The organism is Pseudomonas sp. Tun-23181 (assembly GCF_057415455.1).
Map to the genome: position 1 here is coordinate 1,098,973 of NZ_CM171630.1, position 16,551 is coordinate 1,115,523.

General features: G+C 67.0%; 9 protein-coding genes and 3 pseudogenes. 5 read left to right on the forward strand and 7 right to left on the reverse strand.

What is annotated here, in order from left to right; translation table 11 throughout:
- Positions 1-23 precede the first annotated feature (23 nt).
- Positions 24-1,019, forward strand: a complete 996-nt coding sequence (locus tag ACDI39_RS05540) for a FecR family protein (RefSeq protein WP_225789029.1) — start codon at positions 24-26, stop codon at positions 1,017-1,019.
- A 48-nt stretch (positions 1,020-1,067) separates the two neighbouring features.
- Here the strand turns inward: ACDI39_RS05540 and ACDI39_RS05545 are convergent, their stop codons facing one another.
- Positions 1,068-2,387 (reverse strand): Na+/H+ antiporter family protein, encoded by a 1,320-nt coding sequence (locus tag ACDI39_RS05545; protein WP_253091454.1) that lies wholly within the window; start codon positions 2,385-2,387, stop codon positions 1,068-1,070.
- A 471-nt stretch (positions 2,388-2,858) separates the two neighbouring features.
- On the opposite strand from ACDI39_RS05545, the pseudogene ACDI39_RS05550 reads away from it, so the two are divergent.
- A pseudogene (locus ACDI39_RS05550) lies at positions 2,859-3,878 on the forward strand (methyl-accepting chemotaxis protein); the annotation flags it as partial.
- Between the two features lie 393 nt (positions 3,879-4,271).
- Positions 4,272-4,784, forward strand: a pseudogene (locus tag ACDI39_RS05555) (methyl-accepting chemotaxis protein); the annotation flags it as partial.
- Between the two features lie 255 nt (positions 4,785-5,039).
- Here ACDI39_RS05555 and pgm read toward each other — a convergent pair.
- The 6 genes from pgm to ACDI39_RS05585 form a co-directional block, all read right to left on the reverse strand.
- Positions 5,040-6,677 (reverse strand): phosphoglucomutase (alpha-D-glucose-1,6-bisphosphate-dependent), encoded by a 1,638-nt coding sequence (gene pgm / locus ACDI39_RS05560; RefSeq protein ID WP_253080224.1) that lies wholly within the window; start codon positions 6,675-6,677, stop codon positions 5,040-5,042.
- Positions 6,678-6,778: 101 nt separating this feature from the next.
- The gene (locus tag ACDI39_RS05565; protein ID WP_253080223.1) at positions 6,779-9,034 is read right to left on the reverse strand and encodes an ATP-dependent DNA helicase; all 2,256 of its coding nucleotides are present in this window, start codon (positions 9,032-9,034) and stop codon (positions 6,779-6,781) included.
- Positions 9,031-10,683, reverse strand: coding sequence for a VRR-NUC domain-containing protein (locus tag ACDI39_RS05570; protein ID WP_253080222.1), 1,653 nt, complete (start codon positions 10,681-10,683; stop codon positions 9,031-9,033). Before ACDI39_RS05570 ends, ACDI39_RS05565 begins: the two co-directional genes overlap by 4 nt.
- A 154-nt stretch (positions 10,684-10,837) precedes the next feature.
- Complete coding sequence (locus ACDI39_RS05575) at positions 10,838-12,187, reverse strand: aminotransferase-like domain-containing protein (protein ID WP_253080221.1); 1,350 nt, start codon at positions 12,185-12,187, stop codon at positions 10,838-10,840.
- Positions 12,187-13,572, reverse strand: coding sequence for a hypothetical protein (locus ACDI39_RS05580; RefSeq protein ID WP_253080220.1), 1,386 nt, complete (start codon positions 13,570-13,572; stop codon positions 12,187-12,189). Before ACDI39_RS05580 ends, ACDI39_RS05575 begins: the two co-directional genes overlap by 1 nt.
- 495 nt (positions 13,573-14,067) lie before the next feature.
- The gene (locus ACDI39_RS05585) at positions 14,068-15,084 is read right to left on the reverse strand and encodes a zinc-dependent alcohol dehydrogenase family protein (RefSeq protein WP_225789021.1); all 1,017 of its coding nucleotides are present in this window, start codon (positions 15,082-15,084) and stop codon (positions 14,068-14,070) included.
- Between the two features lie 214 nt (positions 15,085-15,298).
- Between ACDI39_RS05585 and ACDI39_RS05590 the strand changes: the two genes are divergently transcribed.
- Complete coding sequence (locus ACDI39_RS05590; protein WP_225789020.1) at positions 15,299-16,213, forward strand: LysR family transcriptional regulator; 915 nt, start codon at positions 15,299-15,301, stop codon at positions 16,211-16,213.
- 35 nt (positions 16,214-16,248) lie between these two features.
- Positions 16,249-16,464: pseudogene (locus ACDI39_RS05595) on the forward strand (AbrB/MazE/SpoVT family DNA-binding domain-containing protein); the annotation flags it as partial.
- Positions 16,465-16,551: the final 87 nt, after the last annotated feature.

Genomic DNA, 16,551 nt, shown 5'->3' on the forward strand with positions numbered 1-16,551 from the left:
AATGCGCAAAACCGGGAGCCGCAATGAACCACGACCGCTTCACCCCCACTCCAGACGATGCCATCACCGACGCCGCCGCCCATTGGTGCATGCGCCTGCATGCCGATGACTGCACGAACGCCGAGCAGGCGGCATTCGCCCAGTGGCTGGCGGCCGACCCGCGGCACCTCGAGGAATACCAGGCGATGCTGGACATCTGGCAGACCGCCGACCTGCTGCCACGCAGCGCGACCGTGACCAAGCTCAAGCCCCGCGCCCGGCAGCGCAACTGGCGCCCGTTCGCCTGCGCCGCGGCGATCGCCCTGCTCGCCTTGCCCCTGGCCGGCTGGGTGGGCTGGGAACAAGGCTGGGTGCCCAATCGCTACCAGCATTTCGAAAGCACCGACCAGGTGCGCCAGGTAACGCTGGGCGATGGCAGCGTGGTCGAGCTCAACCTCAATACCGAGCTGCGCTACCTGAACTACAAGGACCAGCGCCAGGTCACCCTGATCAAGGGCGAGGCGTTCTTCAAGGTCGAACATGACAGCGCGCACCCGTTCATCGTCCGCGCCGGGCATGGCCAGACGCGGGTCACCGGTACCCAGTTCAACGTCTGGAAGTATCAGGACCAGGTCGAGGTGACCCTGGTGGAAGGCTCGGTGCTGGTCAGCAGCAATGGCAGCGACGGCGGCTACCGCCTCGGCCCCGGCATGCAGGCCAGCTACCATGCCGGCGACTTCGAGCCGACCCTTGCGCAGAGCGGCGACTACGGCAACGACCTGGCCTGGCGCAACGGCAAGCTCATCCTCGACAACCTCAGCCTGAGCCAGGCCCTGCCGGTGATCAACCGCTACCTGGACAAGCCGCTGCAACTGGCCGACGACAACACCGGCAAGCTGCGCGTCAGTGGCGTGTACAACACCCGCGAAGTGCACCGGCTGGTGGACAACCTGCCCCAGGTACTGCCCGTCTACCTGACCCGCAGCAAGGACGGCGGCACCGTCCTCAACCGTATCTCGCCGCTCCCGGACAAGGGCTGAGCCTTTTCGATACTGGGGCCGCTTCGCGCCCCCAATGGGCTCGATACCTCAGAGCACCATCGCCGCCAACCACCCGAAGGCCAGCAACGGCAGGTTGTAGTGGATGAAGGTCGGCACCACGGTGTCCCAGATGTGGTGATGCTGCCCATCCACATTGAGCCCCGAGGTCGGCCCCAAGGTCGAGTCCGAAGCGGGCGAACCGGCATCGCCCAGCGCCCCGGCGGTGCCGACGATGCACACGGTGGCCAGCGGATCGAAGCCCAGTTGCACGCACAGCGGCACGAAGATCGCCGCCAGGATCGGCACCGTGGAGAACGACGAGCCGATCCCCATGGTCACCAGCAGCCCCACCAACAACATCAGCAAGGCGCCGATGCCCTTGCTGTGGTCGATCCACCGCGCCGACGCCTCCACCAGGCTCTTCACCTCGCCGGTGGCCTTCATCACCTCGGCGAAACCCGAGGCCGCGATCATGATGAAGCCGATCATGGCCATCATCTTCATGCCTTCGGTGAACAGGTCGTCGGTGTCCTTCCAGCGCACGATGCCCGACAGCGAGAAGATCAGGAAGCCCACCATGGCGCCAATGATCATCGAGTCCAGCCACAGCTGGATGATGAACGCCGCGGCGATGGCCGCGCCCGCCACCAGCAAGGTCAAGGGGTTGTAGCGCACGCTGACCTGCTCGACCTGCTCGATGCGCGCCAGGTCGTAGTCGCGCTTGCGACGGTAGCTGAAGAACACCGCCAGCAGCAGGCCCGCGAGCATGCCCGCGGCGGGGATGGCCATGGCCTGGGTGACGTTGACCCCGCTGACATCCACGCCCGCGCGGCTGACGTTGGCCAGCAGGATCTCGTTGAGGAAGATGTTGCCGAAGCCCACCGGCAGGAACATGTACGGGGTGATCAGGCCGAAGGTGATCACACAGGCGATCAGCCGGCGGTCGATGCGCAGGCGGGTCAGCACGTACAGCAGTGGCGGCACCAGCAGCGGGATGAAGGCGATGTGGATCGGCAGGATGTTCTGCGACGAGACCGCTACCACCAGCATCAGGCCGATCAGCAGCCACTTGAGCGAGCTGCCATTGGCATGCCCCTGGCGGTCGATCACCGCCAGGGCACGATCCGCCAGGGCATGGGCCAGGCCCGACTTGGCGATGGCCACGGCGAACGCACCCAGCAACGCATACGACAGCGCCACCGTGGCGCCACCGCCCAAACCACTGTTGAAGGCCTTGAGCGTGCCCTCGGTGCCCAGGCCGCCGACCAAGCCACCGACCAGTGCGCCGACGATCAGGGCGATGACCACATGCACGCGGGACAGGCTCAATATCAGCATGATGCCGACCGCGGCAATGACTGCATTCATGGTGTGGATTACCTCGTTGCGACAGACAAAAAGCGGGCGCACCGGCGACAGGCTACGGGCAGGCAGCGGCCGGGCGTGGGGATGTTGTTATGAAGGGCGCACACTCTGAAGCAGCGGCCGGCGGATGTCAAAGCCCTCTGCGCCGCGACAGGGCAGCAAGCCGGGGTGATTCAATTGAACGTTTGAATAAAGAAAACGCCCATCCTGCCGAAACACTGTTCACCCCAAGACCTCTTACAAGGGATTCGCCCAATGCCTTTGCGACAACTGTCCATCCAGTGGAAGATCACCCTGCTCGCCGGCCTGTGCCTGGCGGGCATCGTCACCTTGCTGGTCGGCCTTTCGCTGTACCGCATGGCGCACAGCTCCGACCTGGTCAAGGCAAGCAGCATGCAGATGCTCGGCGAGGCGGCCCAGGCGCGCATCGCGTCGCAAGGCGAGGTCCAGGCCCTGAACATCAGCCGCCAGTTCATGGATGCCTACCAGTACGGGGCTGGCTTCGCCCGCCAGGTGCTGTTCCTGCGCGAACAGGCCGAAAAGCGTTTCCTCGACGCCTACGACCTGCGCGAAGACCTCACCCGCCAGGTGCGCACCGCCCTGCAGGCCAACCCGGATCTGCTCGGCCTGTCCCTGGTGTTCGAGCAAGGCGCCCTGGACGGCAAGGACGAGCTGTTCACCGGCCAGAGCGAACTGGGCAGCAACGAGACCGGGCGCTTCTCCCTCTACTGGTCGCAGCCGCGCGCCGGCCAACTGACCGCCATGGCCCTGCCCGAGCAAGACTTGGCCAACACCGAGGTCGGCCCCAGCGGCGAGCCGCTCAACAACTGGTGGGCCTGCCCGCGCAGTACCCGCAAGGTCTGCGTGATCGAGCCGTACTTCTACCAGATCGATGGCCAGCAGGTGCTGATGACCAGCATCGTGTTCCCGCTGATGGTGGCCGACAAGGTGATCGCCACCCTCTCCGTCGACATCAACCTCAACAGCCTGCAGGCCTTGAGCCAGGCCGCCAGCCGCAGCCTCTACGAAGGCCGCACCACGGTCGGCATCCTCAGCCCCGCAGGCCTGCTGGCCGGCTACAGCGCCGATGCCAGCAAGCTGGCCCAGCGCCTCGAGCAAGCCGACCCGGCCCAGGGCGCCGAGCTGGTGCGCAGGCTCGCCGACGGCAAGCTGCAGGTCCTGGCCGACCAGCAGCGCCTGAAAGTGCTGGCCGCCTTCGCGCCGATTCCCGGTGCCCGGCCATGGGGCGTGCTGCTCGACGTACCGCAAAGCGCCCTGGCCGGGCCGGCCGAGGCGCTGGAGCGGGAGCTCGATGCACTCAACACCAGCGGCACCCTGCTCGAGCTCGGCCTGGGCCTGGCGGCGGCGCTCGCCGGCCTGCTGCTGATCTGGCTGATGGCCCGCGGGGTGACCCGGCCGATCCTCGACGTTGCCGCCATGCTCAAGGATATCGCCAGCGGCGAAGGCGACCTGACCCGCCGCCTGGCCTACGACAAGCGCGACGAGCTAGGCGAGCTGGCCGGCTGGTTCAACCGTTTCCTCGACAAGCTGCAGCCGACCATCGCCGAAGTGAAACGCTCGGTGCAGGCCGCCCGTGGCACTGCCGACCAGTCCTCGGCCATCGCCACCCAGACCAGCGCCGGCATGGAGCAGCAGTACCGCCAAGTCGACCAGGTGGCCACCGCCTCCCATGAAATGAGCGCCACCGCCCAGGACGTCGCCCGCAGCGCCTCCCAGGCCGCGCAGGCGGCCCGTGACGCCGACCAGGCCACTCGCGAGGGGCTGGCGGTGATCGACAGCACCACCCGCAGCATCGACACCCTGGCCGCCGACATGAGCAGCGCCATGACCCAGGTCGAGGGCCTGGCGCACAACAGCGAGAAGATCGGCTCGGTGCTGGAGGTGATCCGCTCGATCGCCGAGCAGACCAACCTGCTGGCGCTCAACGCCGCCATCGAGGCCGCCCGCGCCGGCGAGGCCGGGCGTGGGTTCGCCGTGGTCGCCGACGAGGTACGCAACCTGGCGCGGCGTACCCAGGAGTCGGTGGAGGAAACCCGTCAGGTCATCGAGGCCTTGCAGGCCGGCACCCGCGAGGTGGTCGGCGCCATGGACAACAGCCACCGCCAGGCCCAGGGCGGTGTCGAGCAGGTCGGCCAGGCGGTCACCGCGTTGCAGCGCATTGGCCAGGCGGTGACGGTGATCACCGACATGAACCTGCAGATCGCCTCGGCGGCCGAGGAACAGAGCGCAGTGGCCGAGGAGATCAACAGGAACGTCGCGACCATCCGCGACGTCACCGAGTCGCTCTCCGGGCAGGCCAACGAGTCGGCGCGGGTCAGCCAGTCGCTCAACAGCCTGGCCAACCAGCAGCAGGGGCTGATGGACCAGTTCCGCGTCTGAGGCAGGCCCGCCAGGCCCATGGGCCTCGTCGTCTACACTTGCCCGGACCCAAGGAACGGCTACCGACGAGGCCTCGATGAAGAAGACGACAACGCTGTTGGCCGGCCTGCTGCTGGCGATAGGCTTGGCCAGCACCGACACCGCGGCGGCTTGGGCTGCGCCGTCAGGGGCCTGCGCGCCCCGGCATGCTGGATCGACTTCATCTCTGCCATTCGGGGGCGCTTCGCGCCCCCGAATCATTGAAGCGCCACAGCCTCAGGCAATGGCAGCATCGACCAATACCTGCGCCTCCTGCACCAAGCGCTGCAGATGCGCCTCGTCGACGAAGCTCTCGGCATAGATCTTGTAGATATCCTCGGTCCCGGACGGCCGCGCGGCGAACCATCCGTTGGCGGTCATCACCTTCAGCCCACCGATGGCCTGCCCATTCCCCGGTGCATGGCTGAGAATCCCCTCGATCGCCTCGCCAGCGAGCTCGGTGGAGGTGACCTGCTCCGGTGCCAACTTGCCCAGCAGGGCCTTCTGCCGCGCATCGGCCTTGGCTTCGACACGGGTAGCGAACGGTCGGCCCAGCGCCTCGGTGAGGTCCGCATAGGCCTGGCTCGGGTTGCGCCCGGTGCGGGCCGTCATCTCCGCCGCCAGCAATGCCGGGATCAGGCCGTCCTTGTCGGTCGTCCACACCGAGCCATCGCGACGCAGGAACGACGCCCCGGCACTCTCCTCGCCACCGAAGCCCAGCGTCCCATCGAACAGCCCCTGGGCGAAGAACTTGAAGCCCACCGGCACCTCATGCAGCTTGCGCCCCAGGCGTGCCGTGACACGGTCGATCAGGCCGCTGCTGACCACGGTCTTGCCCACTGCGGCATCGGCGCGCCACTGTGGCCGGTGGCGGAACAGGTAGTCGATGGCCACCGCCAGGTAGTTGTTCGGCTGCAAGAGGCCGTCGGGGGTGACGATGCCATGACGGTCGTGGTCCGGGTCGCAGGCGAAGGCCACGTCGAAGCGCTCGCGCAGGCCGATCAGGCCCTGCATGGCGTGGGGCGAGGACGGGTCCATGCGGATCTGCCCGTCCCAGTCGACGGTCATGAAGCGGAACGTCGGGTCGACCTCGGTGTTGACCACCTCCAGGTCCAGGCGATAGTGCTCGGCGATCGCCTGCCAGTAGCGCACCCCTGCCCCGCCCAGCGGGTCGACGCCCAGGCGCAGGCCGGCCTTGCGGATCACCTCGAAGTCGATGACGTTGGCCAGGTCGGCCACGTAGCTGTTCACATAGTCATGGCGCTGGGTGGTGCTGGCCTGCAATGCCTGGGCATGGTCCATGCGCTTGACGCCCTCGAGCCCGGCGGCCAGCAACTCGTTGGCCTTGGCCTCGATCCACTTGGTCACGTCGCTGTCGGCCGGGCCGCCATTGGGTGGGTTGTACTTGAAGCCACCGCTCTGTGGCGGGTTGTGCGACGGAGTGATGACGATGCCGTCGGCCAGGCCTCGCTGGCGGCCACGGTTATGGCAGAGGATGGCATGGGACACCGCCGGCGTCGGCGTGTACTCGTCGTCCTTGGACAGCATCACCTGCACGTCGTTGGCCGCCAGCACCTCCAGGGCACTGGCCGCGGCCGGGGCGGACAGTGCGTGGGTGTCGGCACCGACGAACAGCGGGCCGTCGATGCCATTCTCCTGGCGGTACAGGCAGATGGCCTGGGTAATGGCCAATACATGGTGTTCGTTGAAGCTCAATTCCAGTGACGTGCCACGGTGCCCGGAGGTGCCGAAGGCCACGCGCTGAGCCGCCACGGCAGCGTCGGGGCGGCCGGTGTAATAGGCGGTGAGCAGGCGGGGGATATCGACCAGCACGCTGGCCGGAGCCGGCTTGCCTGCCAAAGGACTGAGCGTCATGCAAGAACCTCGAGATCAACGGGATGTAGGTGTTGGAACGCGCAGTGTACTGGGAGTTGCAAGCCTGTGCGATGACGCTTGCGAAGCTTAGGGCCGCTGAGTCAAACCGCCTGCCACCAGCCTGGGAACATCTGCTGCACCCGTGGCTCGGCGAAGCGCTCATCGATCAGCAGCAGCACGCCACGGTCCTGGTCGCCCCGGATGACCCGGCCAGCAGCCTGGATCACCTTGCGCACGCCAGGGTAGAGATAGGCATAGTCGAACCCCGCGCCGAACTGCCTGCCCAGGCGCAGCTTGAACTGTTCATTGACCGGATTGACCTGGGGCAGGCCCAGGGTGGCAACGAACGCCCCGACCAAGCGGGTGCCCGGCAGGTCGACACCTTCGCCGAAAGCGCCGCCCAGCACGGCGAAGCCGATGCCCTGCCCGTCGGCCACGAAGCGCGCGAGAAAGGCCTCGCGCGCGCCCTCGTCCATGCCCGGCGCCTGCTCCCAGCGCGGGATGTCGGGGTAGCGCTCGGCCAGCAGCCCAGCGACCTGCCCCAAATATTCGAAACTGCTGAAGAACGCCAGGTAGTTGCCGGGCATCCGCCGATACTGCCCGGCGATCAGCTCGACGATCGGCGCCAGCGACGCCTGGCGTTCGCGATAACGGGTCGACACCTGGCTGACGATACGCACCTCGAGCTGTTCGGCACGAAACGGCGCGGCAACCTCCAGCCAGGCGGTGTCGGGCGGCATGCCCAGCAGGTCGGCATAGAAATGCCGGGGGCCAAGGGTCGCGGAAAACAGCGCCACGCTACGCGCCGCACGCATGCGCGGGCCCAGCAACCGGGCCGGGACCACATTGCGCAGGCACAGGGTAGCCAGGCGGCGCTTGCGTGGCCCGTTGCGCAGGCTGATATCGAAGATGAAGTGCTCGTCGAACAGCTCGGCGACCCGGGTGAACTGCAAGACCTGGAAAAAGAACTGCAACAGCGCGGGATCCACCTCGGTGGGTGCCTGCTCGAGGCGCTCCTGGATCAGCCCGATGCAGTGCTGCAGGCTACGTACGAAGGCCTCCGGCAACTGCTCGACGGCCTGGTACGGCGCCCGTTGCGCTTTGTACAGGGCGTTCCACTGCCGGTTCAGCCGGTCCAGGGCACTGCCCAGCCCAGCCGGCTTGCCCTGGCGCAAGGCCTGCAACTGGCCCTGGTCGAGGCTCGCGCTGTACATGCCACGGCCCCGCTCGACCAGGTTGTGCGCCTCGTCCACCAGCACCGCGACCCGCCACTGGTTGGCCTGGGCCAACGCGTGCAGCAAGGCGTGGGCATCGAAGTAGTAATTGTAGTCGGCCACCAGCACATCGACCCAGCGGGCCATCTCCTGCCCCAGGTAGTAAGGGCAGACCTGGTGCGCCAGGGCCACCTCGCGCAAGCCTGCGCGATCCAGCAATGGCTGCTGCGAGGCGGCCTCGCGGGCAGCCGGCAGGCGGTCGTAGAAGCCCCTGGCCAACGGGCACGACTCGCCATGGCAGGCGCTGCCCGGGTGCTCGCAGGCCTTGTCGCGGGCGATCAGCTCGAGAGTGCGCAAGGCCGGTTGCGGCGTGGCTCGGGTGATCTGCTTCAAGGCATCGAGGGCCAGCGCCCGACCTGGGGTCTTGGCGGTGAGGAAATACAGCTTGTCCAGTTGTTGCGGCACCATGGCCTTGAGCAGCGGAAACAGGGTGCCGAGGGTCTTGCCGATGCCGGTGCTGGCCTGGGCCATCAGGCAGCGGCCGGTGCTCACGGCCTTGTACAGGGTCTCGGCCAATTGACGCTGGCCCTGGCGGAATTGCGGGTAAGGAAAGCCCAGGGCCTGCAGGCCCTGGTCGCGCTCGGCGATGCGTCGCGACTGCGCCTGGGCCCAGGCGAGAAACGCCTGGCACTGGGCCTCGAAAAAGCGCTGTAGCTCTGCTGCACGGTGTTGCTCGCTGATCAGAGTCTGGCGGTCGCTGTCCACGTCCAGGTACACCAGCGCCACCTCGATCGCCTCCAGTTGCCGGGCCTGGCACAGCAGCCAGGCATAGACCTTGGCCTGGGCCCAGTGCAATTGGCGATGGTTGGCCGGCTGGCGGCCCAGGTCGCCCCGGTGGGTCTTGATCTCCTCCAGGCGGTTGAGCTCCGGGTCGTAGCCGTCGGCCCGACCACGTACCCGCAGGCCCGAGTAGTGCCCTTCGAGGGCTATTTCCGCCTCGTAGCCCTCCCCCCGCCGGGCCGCCACCCGACGATGACCGGCAATCCCCTCCTGGGCCGTGGGCGATGGCGTGAAGCGCAAGTCAAGGTCGCCGACCTTGGCGCTGAACTCGCACAGGGCACGGACGGCCACGGTATAGGTCATGCCGCCGCCTCGCGCCAGCGCACATGGCATACCGCTACCGGCAGGCCGTGCTCACGGCAGAAATCCAGCCAGCGCAACTGGCTGTCCTGCAAGCGATCGCCGGGGCCCTTGACTTCGACCATGCGATAGCGCCCCTGCTGCGGCCAGAACTGGATGAGGTCGGGCATGCCGGCACGGTTGTTGCGGATGTCCTGCAACAGGCGCAGGAAGCACTGCTTCAGGTGCTGCGCCGGCACGCAGGCCAGGGCCTGCTCGAGCAATGGGTCGGTCAGCATCGACCAGGCCACGAAGGGTGACTGCACGCCCTGCTTGGCCGTGAAGCACTCACGGATGGCCTGGCGATGGCTGCCATCGTCGAGCCGGCCCAGGCAGGCGTCGAACAGTGCGCCACGGCGTTGCTGGAAATCGGCGTCGAGCAGGTCCTGCGGTGCCGCCTGGAATGGGTGGAAGAAAGCACCGGGCACCGGCGCGAAGATCGCGTCCCAGCACAGCAGGCCAAACAGGCCGTTGAACAGGGTGTTCTCCACGTAATGGGCCTCTCCCCCCTCCTGCTCCAGGTGCAGGCGCACGGCCTCCTCGACACCCAGCCCGGCCTGCTCGGCGGGCAGCTCCAGTTCGATCAGTTCCAAAGCCGCAGGGCGACGGCGGGGTTGCGCCGGCCCGCCGAGCTTGCGCGCCAGGCGCGGCAGCATGCGCTCCAGGGCCTGGGTTTCAAGAGGGTTGCCGGGCGCCTCGGCCATTTCCAGCGCCAACGCCTGGGCCTGCGCCCAACGAGCGCTACGCTCCAAGACCCGCACCTGGCGGATCCGTGCTTCAGGGTGCTGGCTGCGGGCATATACCGTCAGGGCCAGCTCCCAGTCACCCATCCGCTCGCAGTGCTGGCCCAGGCCGAACAGCAGGCGCGCACGCCGCCGGGCCAGCCACGGCGTGTCGCTGTGCAGGCCATCCAGCGCCGCCAGCACCGTGGCCGGGGCCTCACCCTGCTCCAGGCCTTCGGCGCAGGCATGCAGGGCCATCGCCAGGTCGACTTCGGCGCGCTGGTGCCAGGCCCGGGCATCGGCAGCGAACGGCACCTGCTCGTAGCGCAGCAGGCCCAGGTCGGCAAGGACGAACTCCGACCAGTCCTGGTACAGGTTGCCGAAGAACAGCAGGCGCAGACGGTCGCACAGCGGCTGCAGGCGCCAGTGCAGGATGCGTGGGGCAAACCCCGGGAACCATTCGCCCAGGGGCCTGGCCGCCAGCTCCAGCGGCAGCAGTTGCGCCAGCAGGTCGGCCTTGGCCGCCCGCGGTCGCTCCAGTTGCGCGGCGAAGCACTGTGCCAGTTCGTCCTTGCGCAGCAGGGCGAACACCTGCTCCAGGGCAAGCGGCGTGTGCTCGCTGACCCAGCCCAGCGCGATCAGTGGCTGCAACGCCACGTCACAGTCGCCGATCTCGGCATACACGAGCCTGTCGCTGCGAAACAGCTCGCCCTTGCGCATGACCATGCGCACCAGCAGCGCCTGGGCCGGCTCGGGCAGGCGGGCGAAGGCGTCCAGGAAGGCCTGCTCAGGGGCATCGAGCAGGTCGGCGTAGCGTTGTTCGACCCAGGCCAGCACCTGCCTGAAGTTGTGCAGGTAGTAGAGGGGATCGTCGACGGAATGGGCAATCACGGTGTTGGATCGGGCACTGGAAATGCACTGGTTATACATACAGACCAAGCGCACTGGCAAGCCCCGTGGATCAGCGGTCATGCGCCTCGACGCCCTGATGCCGGTCACTCAGGTGGCGCGTTGTCATTTTTGGGGCTGCCTTGCAGCCGCACATTCAACTGGCCGGCCTTGGTGCCTGGGCCAAGGCTCCACCCAGCGCGCGCAACGCCCTGTCCAACGCATCGCGACACTCTCCCTGCCAGATCAGCAGCAAATGCTGCCGATAGCGCCCCTGGAGGCTGAACGACCTGCCCGGCACAACCAACAAGGCCGTGCCGGCCACCGCCTCCTGGACATGCTGCAGGTCCGCCGGGTAGCGCAGGCACACCCAGAGCGCCCAGCCGCCCTGGGGCATGGCAAAGGTCAGTTGGTCGCCCAGGTACGCCTCGACCCGTTGGCACAACCGCTCCATCCCGGCTCGCAACGCCGCACGCAGTGCCGGCAGGCAGGCATCGATGTCCCCTCTTGCATAGAGGTGCGCGAGAGCCTGCTGACGCAGGGGCGGCAGCAGGAAGCCACGCCTGGCGCAGGCCTCGCCCACCCCGGCGTGGCGGCACAGCACATAGGCGTAAGGCGCCTCGGCACCGACCGTGGCCTCCAGCGTCCCCAGCACCAGCAACCTGCGCGGGGCGGCCAAGTCACGCAGGCGTGAGGCCGGCGGCCCGTCGTAGCAGTGCTCGCTGTCCAGGTCGTTTTCCAACAGCCAGGCCGGATGTTGCGCCAGCAAGGCCGCGATCGCCTGCTGATCGCCCACGGGCATGAGATGCCCGAGGGGCATGCCCAGGCACGATGGCATGACCACCAGACGCACGGGTTCGCGGTCCAGCAGGCGCGCCAGGCTGTCCAGATCCAGACCGCCGCCGGCCTCCAGCGGCACCTCGATCACACGCATCCCGGCCCGTTGTAGCGCCTGCAGCAGACGCCAGCAGCAAGGCGCAGCCACCAGTGCTGTCGCCCCACGCAAGCGCAAGGCGAGCAGCACGGTCTCCAGCAGCGCCTGTACGTCGCTACCCAGGTGGACATGCTCCGCACTCCAGTAGTGCCCGGACGACCGGGTGTAGCGCGCAGCCAGGGCATTGCGTAGCAGCGCGTCCCCTGCCCCGCGCCGGGCTGCCTGACGCGACAGGCGCCGTTCCTGGGCGAGCAGCGCGCGCTCGAGCGGTGGCGGGGACGGCATCGGCAAGGCGAAGAGCGGCCGGGCCTGTGGCCTGGGCAAGGTCACACCGGTGTCCCTGGAGCCGAATCGTACGAAATAGCCAGACTTGGGTACCGAGCGCACCCGTCCCTCGTGCTCCAGCAGGCCGTAGGCACTCTGCACCGTGGCCAGGGAGACACGCAGCCGTTGCGCCAGGTCACGCAGCGAGGGCAAGCGCCCGTCTCCATCGGGGTCGACCTGGGCGATCAGGGCCTCGAGGTAGCGGTACACCGCCTGGTAAGCGAACTCACCCCGTACTGACCGGCCCATCAAGGCGCCGCCTGACGAACCGTTTCCCAGGCCGATGACGGGCACGCCAGCCACCGCAGGTCGGCGCTGCGCCGTGCCAGGCCAGCCAGCAATCGACTGGCCGATGGCTCGAGCCGCCCCAGGTAGATCGCCTGCAGTTGCGCCAGGGACAGGCCACTGATATCCACCAGCCAGCGCTTCACCGCCTCGGGGCACGGCTTGCCCTGCAATGCCCTGTGCAGGTAAGGCAGGGCCACACGCATGCGCGGATGGCAGCACTGCACGAAGAACGCAAGGCCGCGCCCACGCTCGGCGAACGGTGCGAACAGCAGGCAGCCCAATTGCGCCTCGTCGAGACCCTGGGCTTGCAGAAAGCGCGCCCGCTCCGGCTCATGGGCCCTTTGCGCCCAGCCCCGCTGGGCCTCCCTGAGGGACAACCGTGCCGGTTGCCGCTGGGCATAACGCTCGGTCAACCGCGCCTGCAGGTGCCGCAGGCTGGCCACCAGGTGCGGCTCGAAGCAGCCCGCCAGCGCGGCCTGGCCAACCGCCTGGCATCCCAGCATACGGTCGAGCCCATCCTGCGCCAGCATGTGGCGCAACAGGTCATCGACCGCGATCACCCGCAGCGGCGCCTCGGTGTCCGCCTGCTGCGCCGGGTTAGCGGGCGGCGCCAGGGGCGCGTCGGCCAACGCCTGCAATCGCCCCAGCCCTTCGGCCAGGGCCGCCGCGCACTGCGCCAGGGCTTGCGGGGCCGGCTCCCCGGCCAGGCGCAGGACCCGCCGGCCCCAAGCCAGGTATCGGCGTCGCTGGCGTTCGGGCAGCGCCGTGACCAACGCGCTCGCCCCGCCGTTCCAGCCAAGCGCCAGGCGCACGGCGTTGGCCAGTTGCAGGTGCAGGCGGCTGCCCAGCAAGGCCTCTGGACTTCTCTCGGCCAGGTGCCCGAACAACAGCAGCGTTTCGCGCGCGCTTGCCCAGGGCCGCATCGCCACTGGGCTGCGGCTGTCGAAGGGCTGCAGGCTGTCGTCCGCCATCATGAGCAGTTCCACCCGAGGGTCGTCCTGCAGGAACAGCGCGCTGAAACAGCGCTCATGGTGACCGAGGGCCTCCTGGCCCGTGTAGGGCAGGCAGGCGACCAGCACCCGCAGGCGAAAGGTATCGGGGGTGCGCACGGCGATGCTCAGTTGAGCGGCCCGCAGGCTGGCCAGCAAATGGGCACTGCGCCGGTCGCCGCCGTGTACCACCAGCAACTGGAACCTGCCGATGTGTTCCGGCCCCCCGGCGGCTACCAGCAGGCGCTGGATCAGCAACTGCAACGAGGCACGTTGCGCCTGGGACATATGCGCGAGCAAACGTTCCAGAACTTGCTGGTAGATATAGTGCATGGCTTGATCGTGAATATTGCTCATGGGAACACTCCATGTTTCTCGACATGCCGTCTTGGCGAAAATTGTCGAGCGTGAAACACATAAAAATCAACTATCAGGACTTTTCCCACAAAGCTTTGGGAAAGTTCGAAGTGACAATATGCTGTCGCCAAGCCATTGAGAAAAACGACGTCCCCTCCCCCCTGTTTACCGCCGCCTCGCCCATACCCCAAGGCCTTCCACAGCTCATCCGGTGCTCCTTGCAATGACTATCACTCCGCCATTATCAAGCGTTGCAGCACGAATAAAAGATACAGATCAAGGGAAAAAAACCATTCAGCCCTGTCCGACTTCGACAATGCTCGGTCGAACCTGCTTTAAATTTCTTGGGAACGCGGAAAGATTGAGGACAAAAAAGAAAGAGCAGCCTTTAAATCTGTCAGCAGTTTATTTAAAGGCTGTAGGAGATATCTGAAAGCCAACATGCAAAGGGGGCAACTTCGTGCCCCCACAGACGACTAACACGTCAACGCACCCTCACCCCATGTCCAGCACGACACGGCCGCCACAAGGGCACTCGTCCATGTAGCGATGGGCCTCCACCACTTGGTCGAAGGGGTAGACCTTGACGATCTGCGGCGTCAACAGTTGGTCGGCGGTGAACTGGTTGATGTCGCGCAGGGCCCGCTGCAGGGCCACTTGGTCCTGGCTGATGCCCAGCTCCGGCTTGCCGGTGAAGTTGCCGATGCAGTGCACGTAGAACTGGATGTTCTTCTGGAACGCCGCGCACGCCGGGAAGGGTGTCTGGTTGCCGCCCTGCAGGCCGTACAGCACCAGGCTGCCGCGCGGCGCCAGGACATCGCCGAGCAGCGACATCTGCGGCCCGCCCATGCCATCGAGGACCATGTCCACGCCCCGACCATCGGTGTACTTGTTGATCTGCAGCAGCAGGTCCTGCTCCTCGGTGACGATCACCTTGTCGGCTCCCAGGGCCAGCAGGTACTCGCGCTGCTCCGGCGCCTTGGTGGCGGCGAACACCTTCAGCCCCAGGGCCTTGCCCAGTTGCACGAACGCCGGCCCCGCGCAGTGGCTGGCATCGGTGACCAGGGCAGTCTGGCCAGCCTTGGCCCGGGCCAGGTCGACGTAGGCGAAATAGGCGATCAGCATCGGTGTGTAGTGAACGCTGGCTTCGATCGGCGTCAGGTTGTCGGGGTAGCGGGTGATGGCCGTGCGCGGCAGGACGATGACGTCGCCATAGACCGGGTGGTCGTTGGCACTGGTGGCCGGGAAACTGGCGACTCGGTCGCCCACCGCGATGTCTTCGACCCCCTCGCCCACCGCAGTGACCACGCCAGCCATCTCATGACCGATCCCCGCCGGCAGGCGCGCCTGGGACGGCGCCAGGTTCTGCCGCCAGAGCACGTCGTACCAGCTGACGCCGATCGCCTCGACGCGGATCTGCACCTCGCCCGCCGCGGGGGATGGCTCGGGCTGCTCTTCGCAGCGGAGCACATCGGCCGCACCGAACTTGTGGAATCGGATCATGCGGGACATCGCATACCTCGCCTGTGTGAACCTCGTATTACCACGGACTTTATCCGGGCTTTCACGGTTAGACCATCAGTGGCCATTAATAGTCGACATGCCTGTCATTGATTGGGCTCCCGGCGTATCTGTGCATTGGCACCCGGAAACCGGTGCAGGGTAACAGCCTTTGGCCTTAAGATTCACCCCTGCCCCACTTTAGGCGAATAGGCGAAACGCATCGATGAACCGTAACGACCTGCGTCGCGTAGACCTGAACCTGCTGATCGTGTTCGAGACGCTCATGCACGAGCGCAGCGTGACCCGTGCCGCCGAGAAGCTGTTCCTCGGCCAGCCGGCCATCAGTGCCGCGCTGTCGCGCCTGCGCAACCTGTTCGACGACCCCCTGTTCGTGCGCACCGGGCGCAGCATGGAGCCCTCGGCGCGGGCCCACGAGATCTTCGCCCTGCTCTCGCCGGCGCTGGACTCGATCTCTACCGCGGTCAGCCGCGCCGCCGAGTTCGACCCGGCCACCAGCACCTCGGTGTTCCGCATCGGCCTGTCGGACGACGCCGAGTTCGCCCTGCTGCCGCAGTTGCTCAAGCGCATCCGGGCCGAGGCGCCGGGTATCGTGCTGGTGGTGCGCCGGGTCAACTACCTGCTGATGCCCACGCTGCTGGCCTCGGGAGAAATCTCGGTGGGCGTGAGCTACACCAGCGAGCTGCCGGCCAACGCCAAGCGCAAGGTGCTGCGCCGCAGCATGCCCAAGCTGCTGCGTGCCGACAGCATGCCCGGCAGCCTGAGCCTGGATGATTTCTGCGCCCGCCCGCATGCCCTGGTGTCTTTTGCCGGCGACCTCTCGGGCTTTATCGACGAAGCCCTCGACGAGGTCGGTCGCAAGCGCCATGTGGTCCTGGCCGTACCCCAGTTCAACGGCCTGGGCAGCCTGCTGGCGGGGACCGACATCGTCGCCACGGTGCCCGACTACACCGCCGACGCCCTGACCGCCGCCGGCGGCCTGCGTGCCGAGGACCTGCCCCTGGATGTGCGTAGCTTCGAGCTGCACATGGCCTGGCGCGGTGCACAGGACAACGACCCGGCGGAGCGTTGGTTGAGGTCGAGGATACAGATGTTCTTCGGGGACCCGGACAGCCTGTGAAAGAGTCTCGGCATCATGGACACACCACTGTGAACGTGCGAGTTGGCGAGGTAGTCGTCACCCGCGCGGACAAGGCTCATGAAGACCCAGCCATCGGCGCATTTCTCAGCCTGCTGGAAGCCGACATTCGCACCGGCCGCAACATCAGCGCACTGCCGCAAGACCTCGCTCAAACGATACTGGCCAACGCCGGCCACAGCGTGAACCTGGACGACGCTATCAAGGGTGAGGTTGCGCTCTTCAGCGGGTAGCACAGACCTGTCGGCACCAGGCCCGCCCCCACTGCATGCGAGCGCAATCGTCATGTAAGCTGCACGGGTCGTTTCTTCATAAAGCCG

Excerpts from the sequence above, each read along its gene's own strand:
- ACDI39_RS05540 (WP_225789029.1), top strand. The coding sequence starts at position 24 with ATGAACCACGACCGCTTCACCCCCACTCCAGACGATGCCATCACCGAC.
- ACDI39_RS05545 (WP_253091454.1), bottom strand. The coding sequence starts at position 2,387 with ATGAATGCAGTCATTGCCGCGGTCGGCATCATGCTGATATTGAGCCTG.
- pgm (WP_253080224.1), bottom strand. The coding sequence starts at position 6,677 with ATGACGCTCAGTCCTTTGGCAGGCAAGCCGGCTCCGGCCAGCGTGCTG.
- ACDI39_RS05565 (WP_253080223.1), bottom strand. The coding sequence starts at position 9,034 with ATGACCTATACCGTGGCCGTCCGTGCCCTGTGCGAGTTCAGCGCCAAG.
- ACDI39_RS05575 (WP_253080221.1), bottom strand. The coding sequence starts at position 12,187 with ATGGGCCGGTCAGTACGGGGTGAGTTCGCTTACCAGGCGGTGTACCGC.
- ACDI39_RS05580 (WP_253080220.1), bottom strand. The coding sequence starts at position 13,572 with ATGAGCAATATTCACGATCAAGCCATGCACTATATCTACCAGCAAGTT.
- ACDI39_RS05585 (WP_225789021.1), bottom strand. The coding sequence starts at position 15,084 with ATGTCCCGCATGATCCGATTCCACAAGTTCGGTGCGGCCGATGTGCTC.
- ACDI39_RS05590 (WP_225789020.1), top strand. The coding sequence starts at position 15,299 with ATGAACCGTAACGACCTGCGTCGCGTAGACCTGAACCTGCTGATCGTG.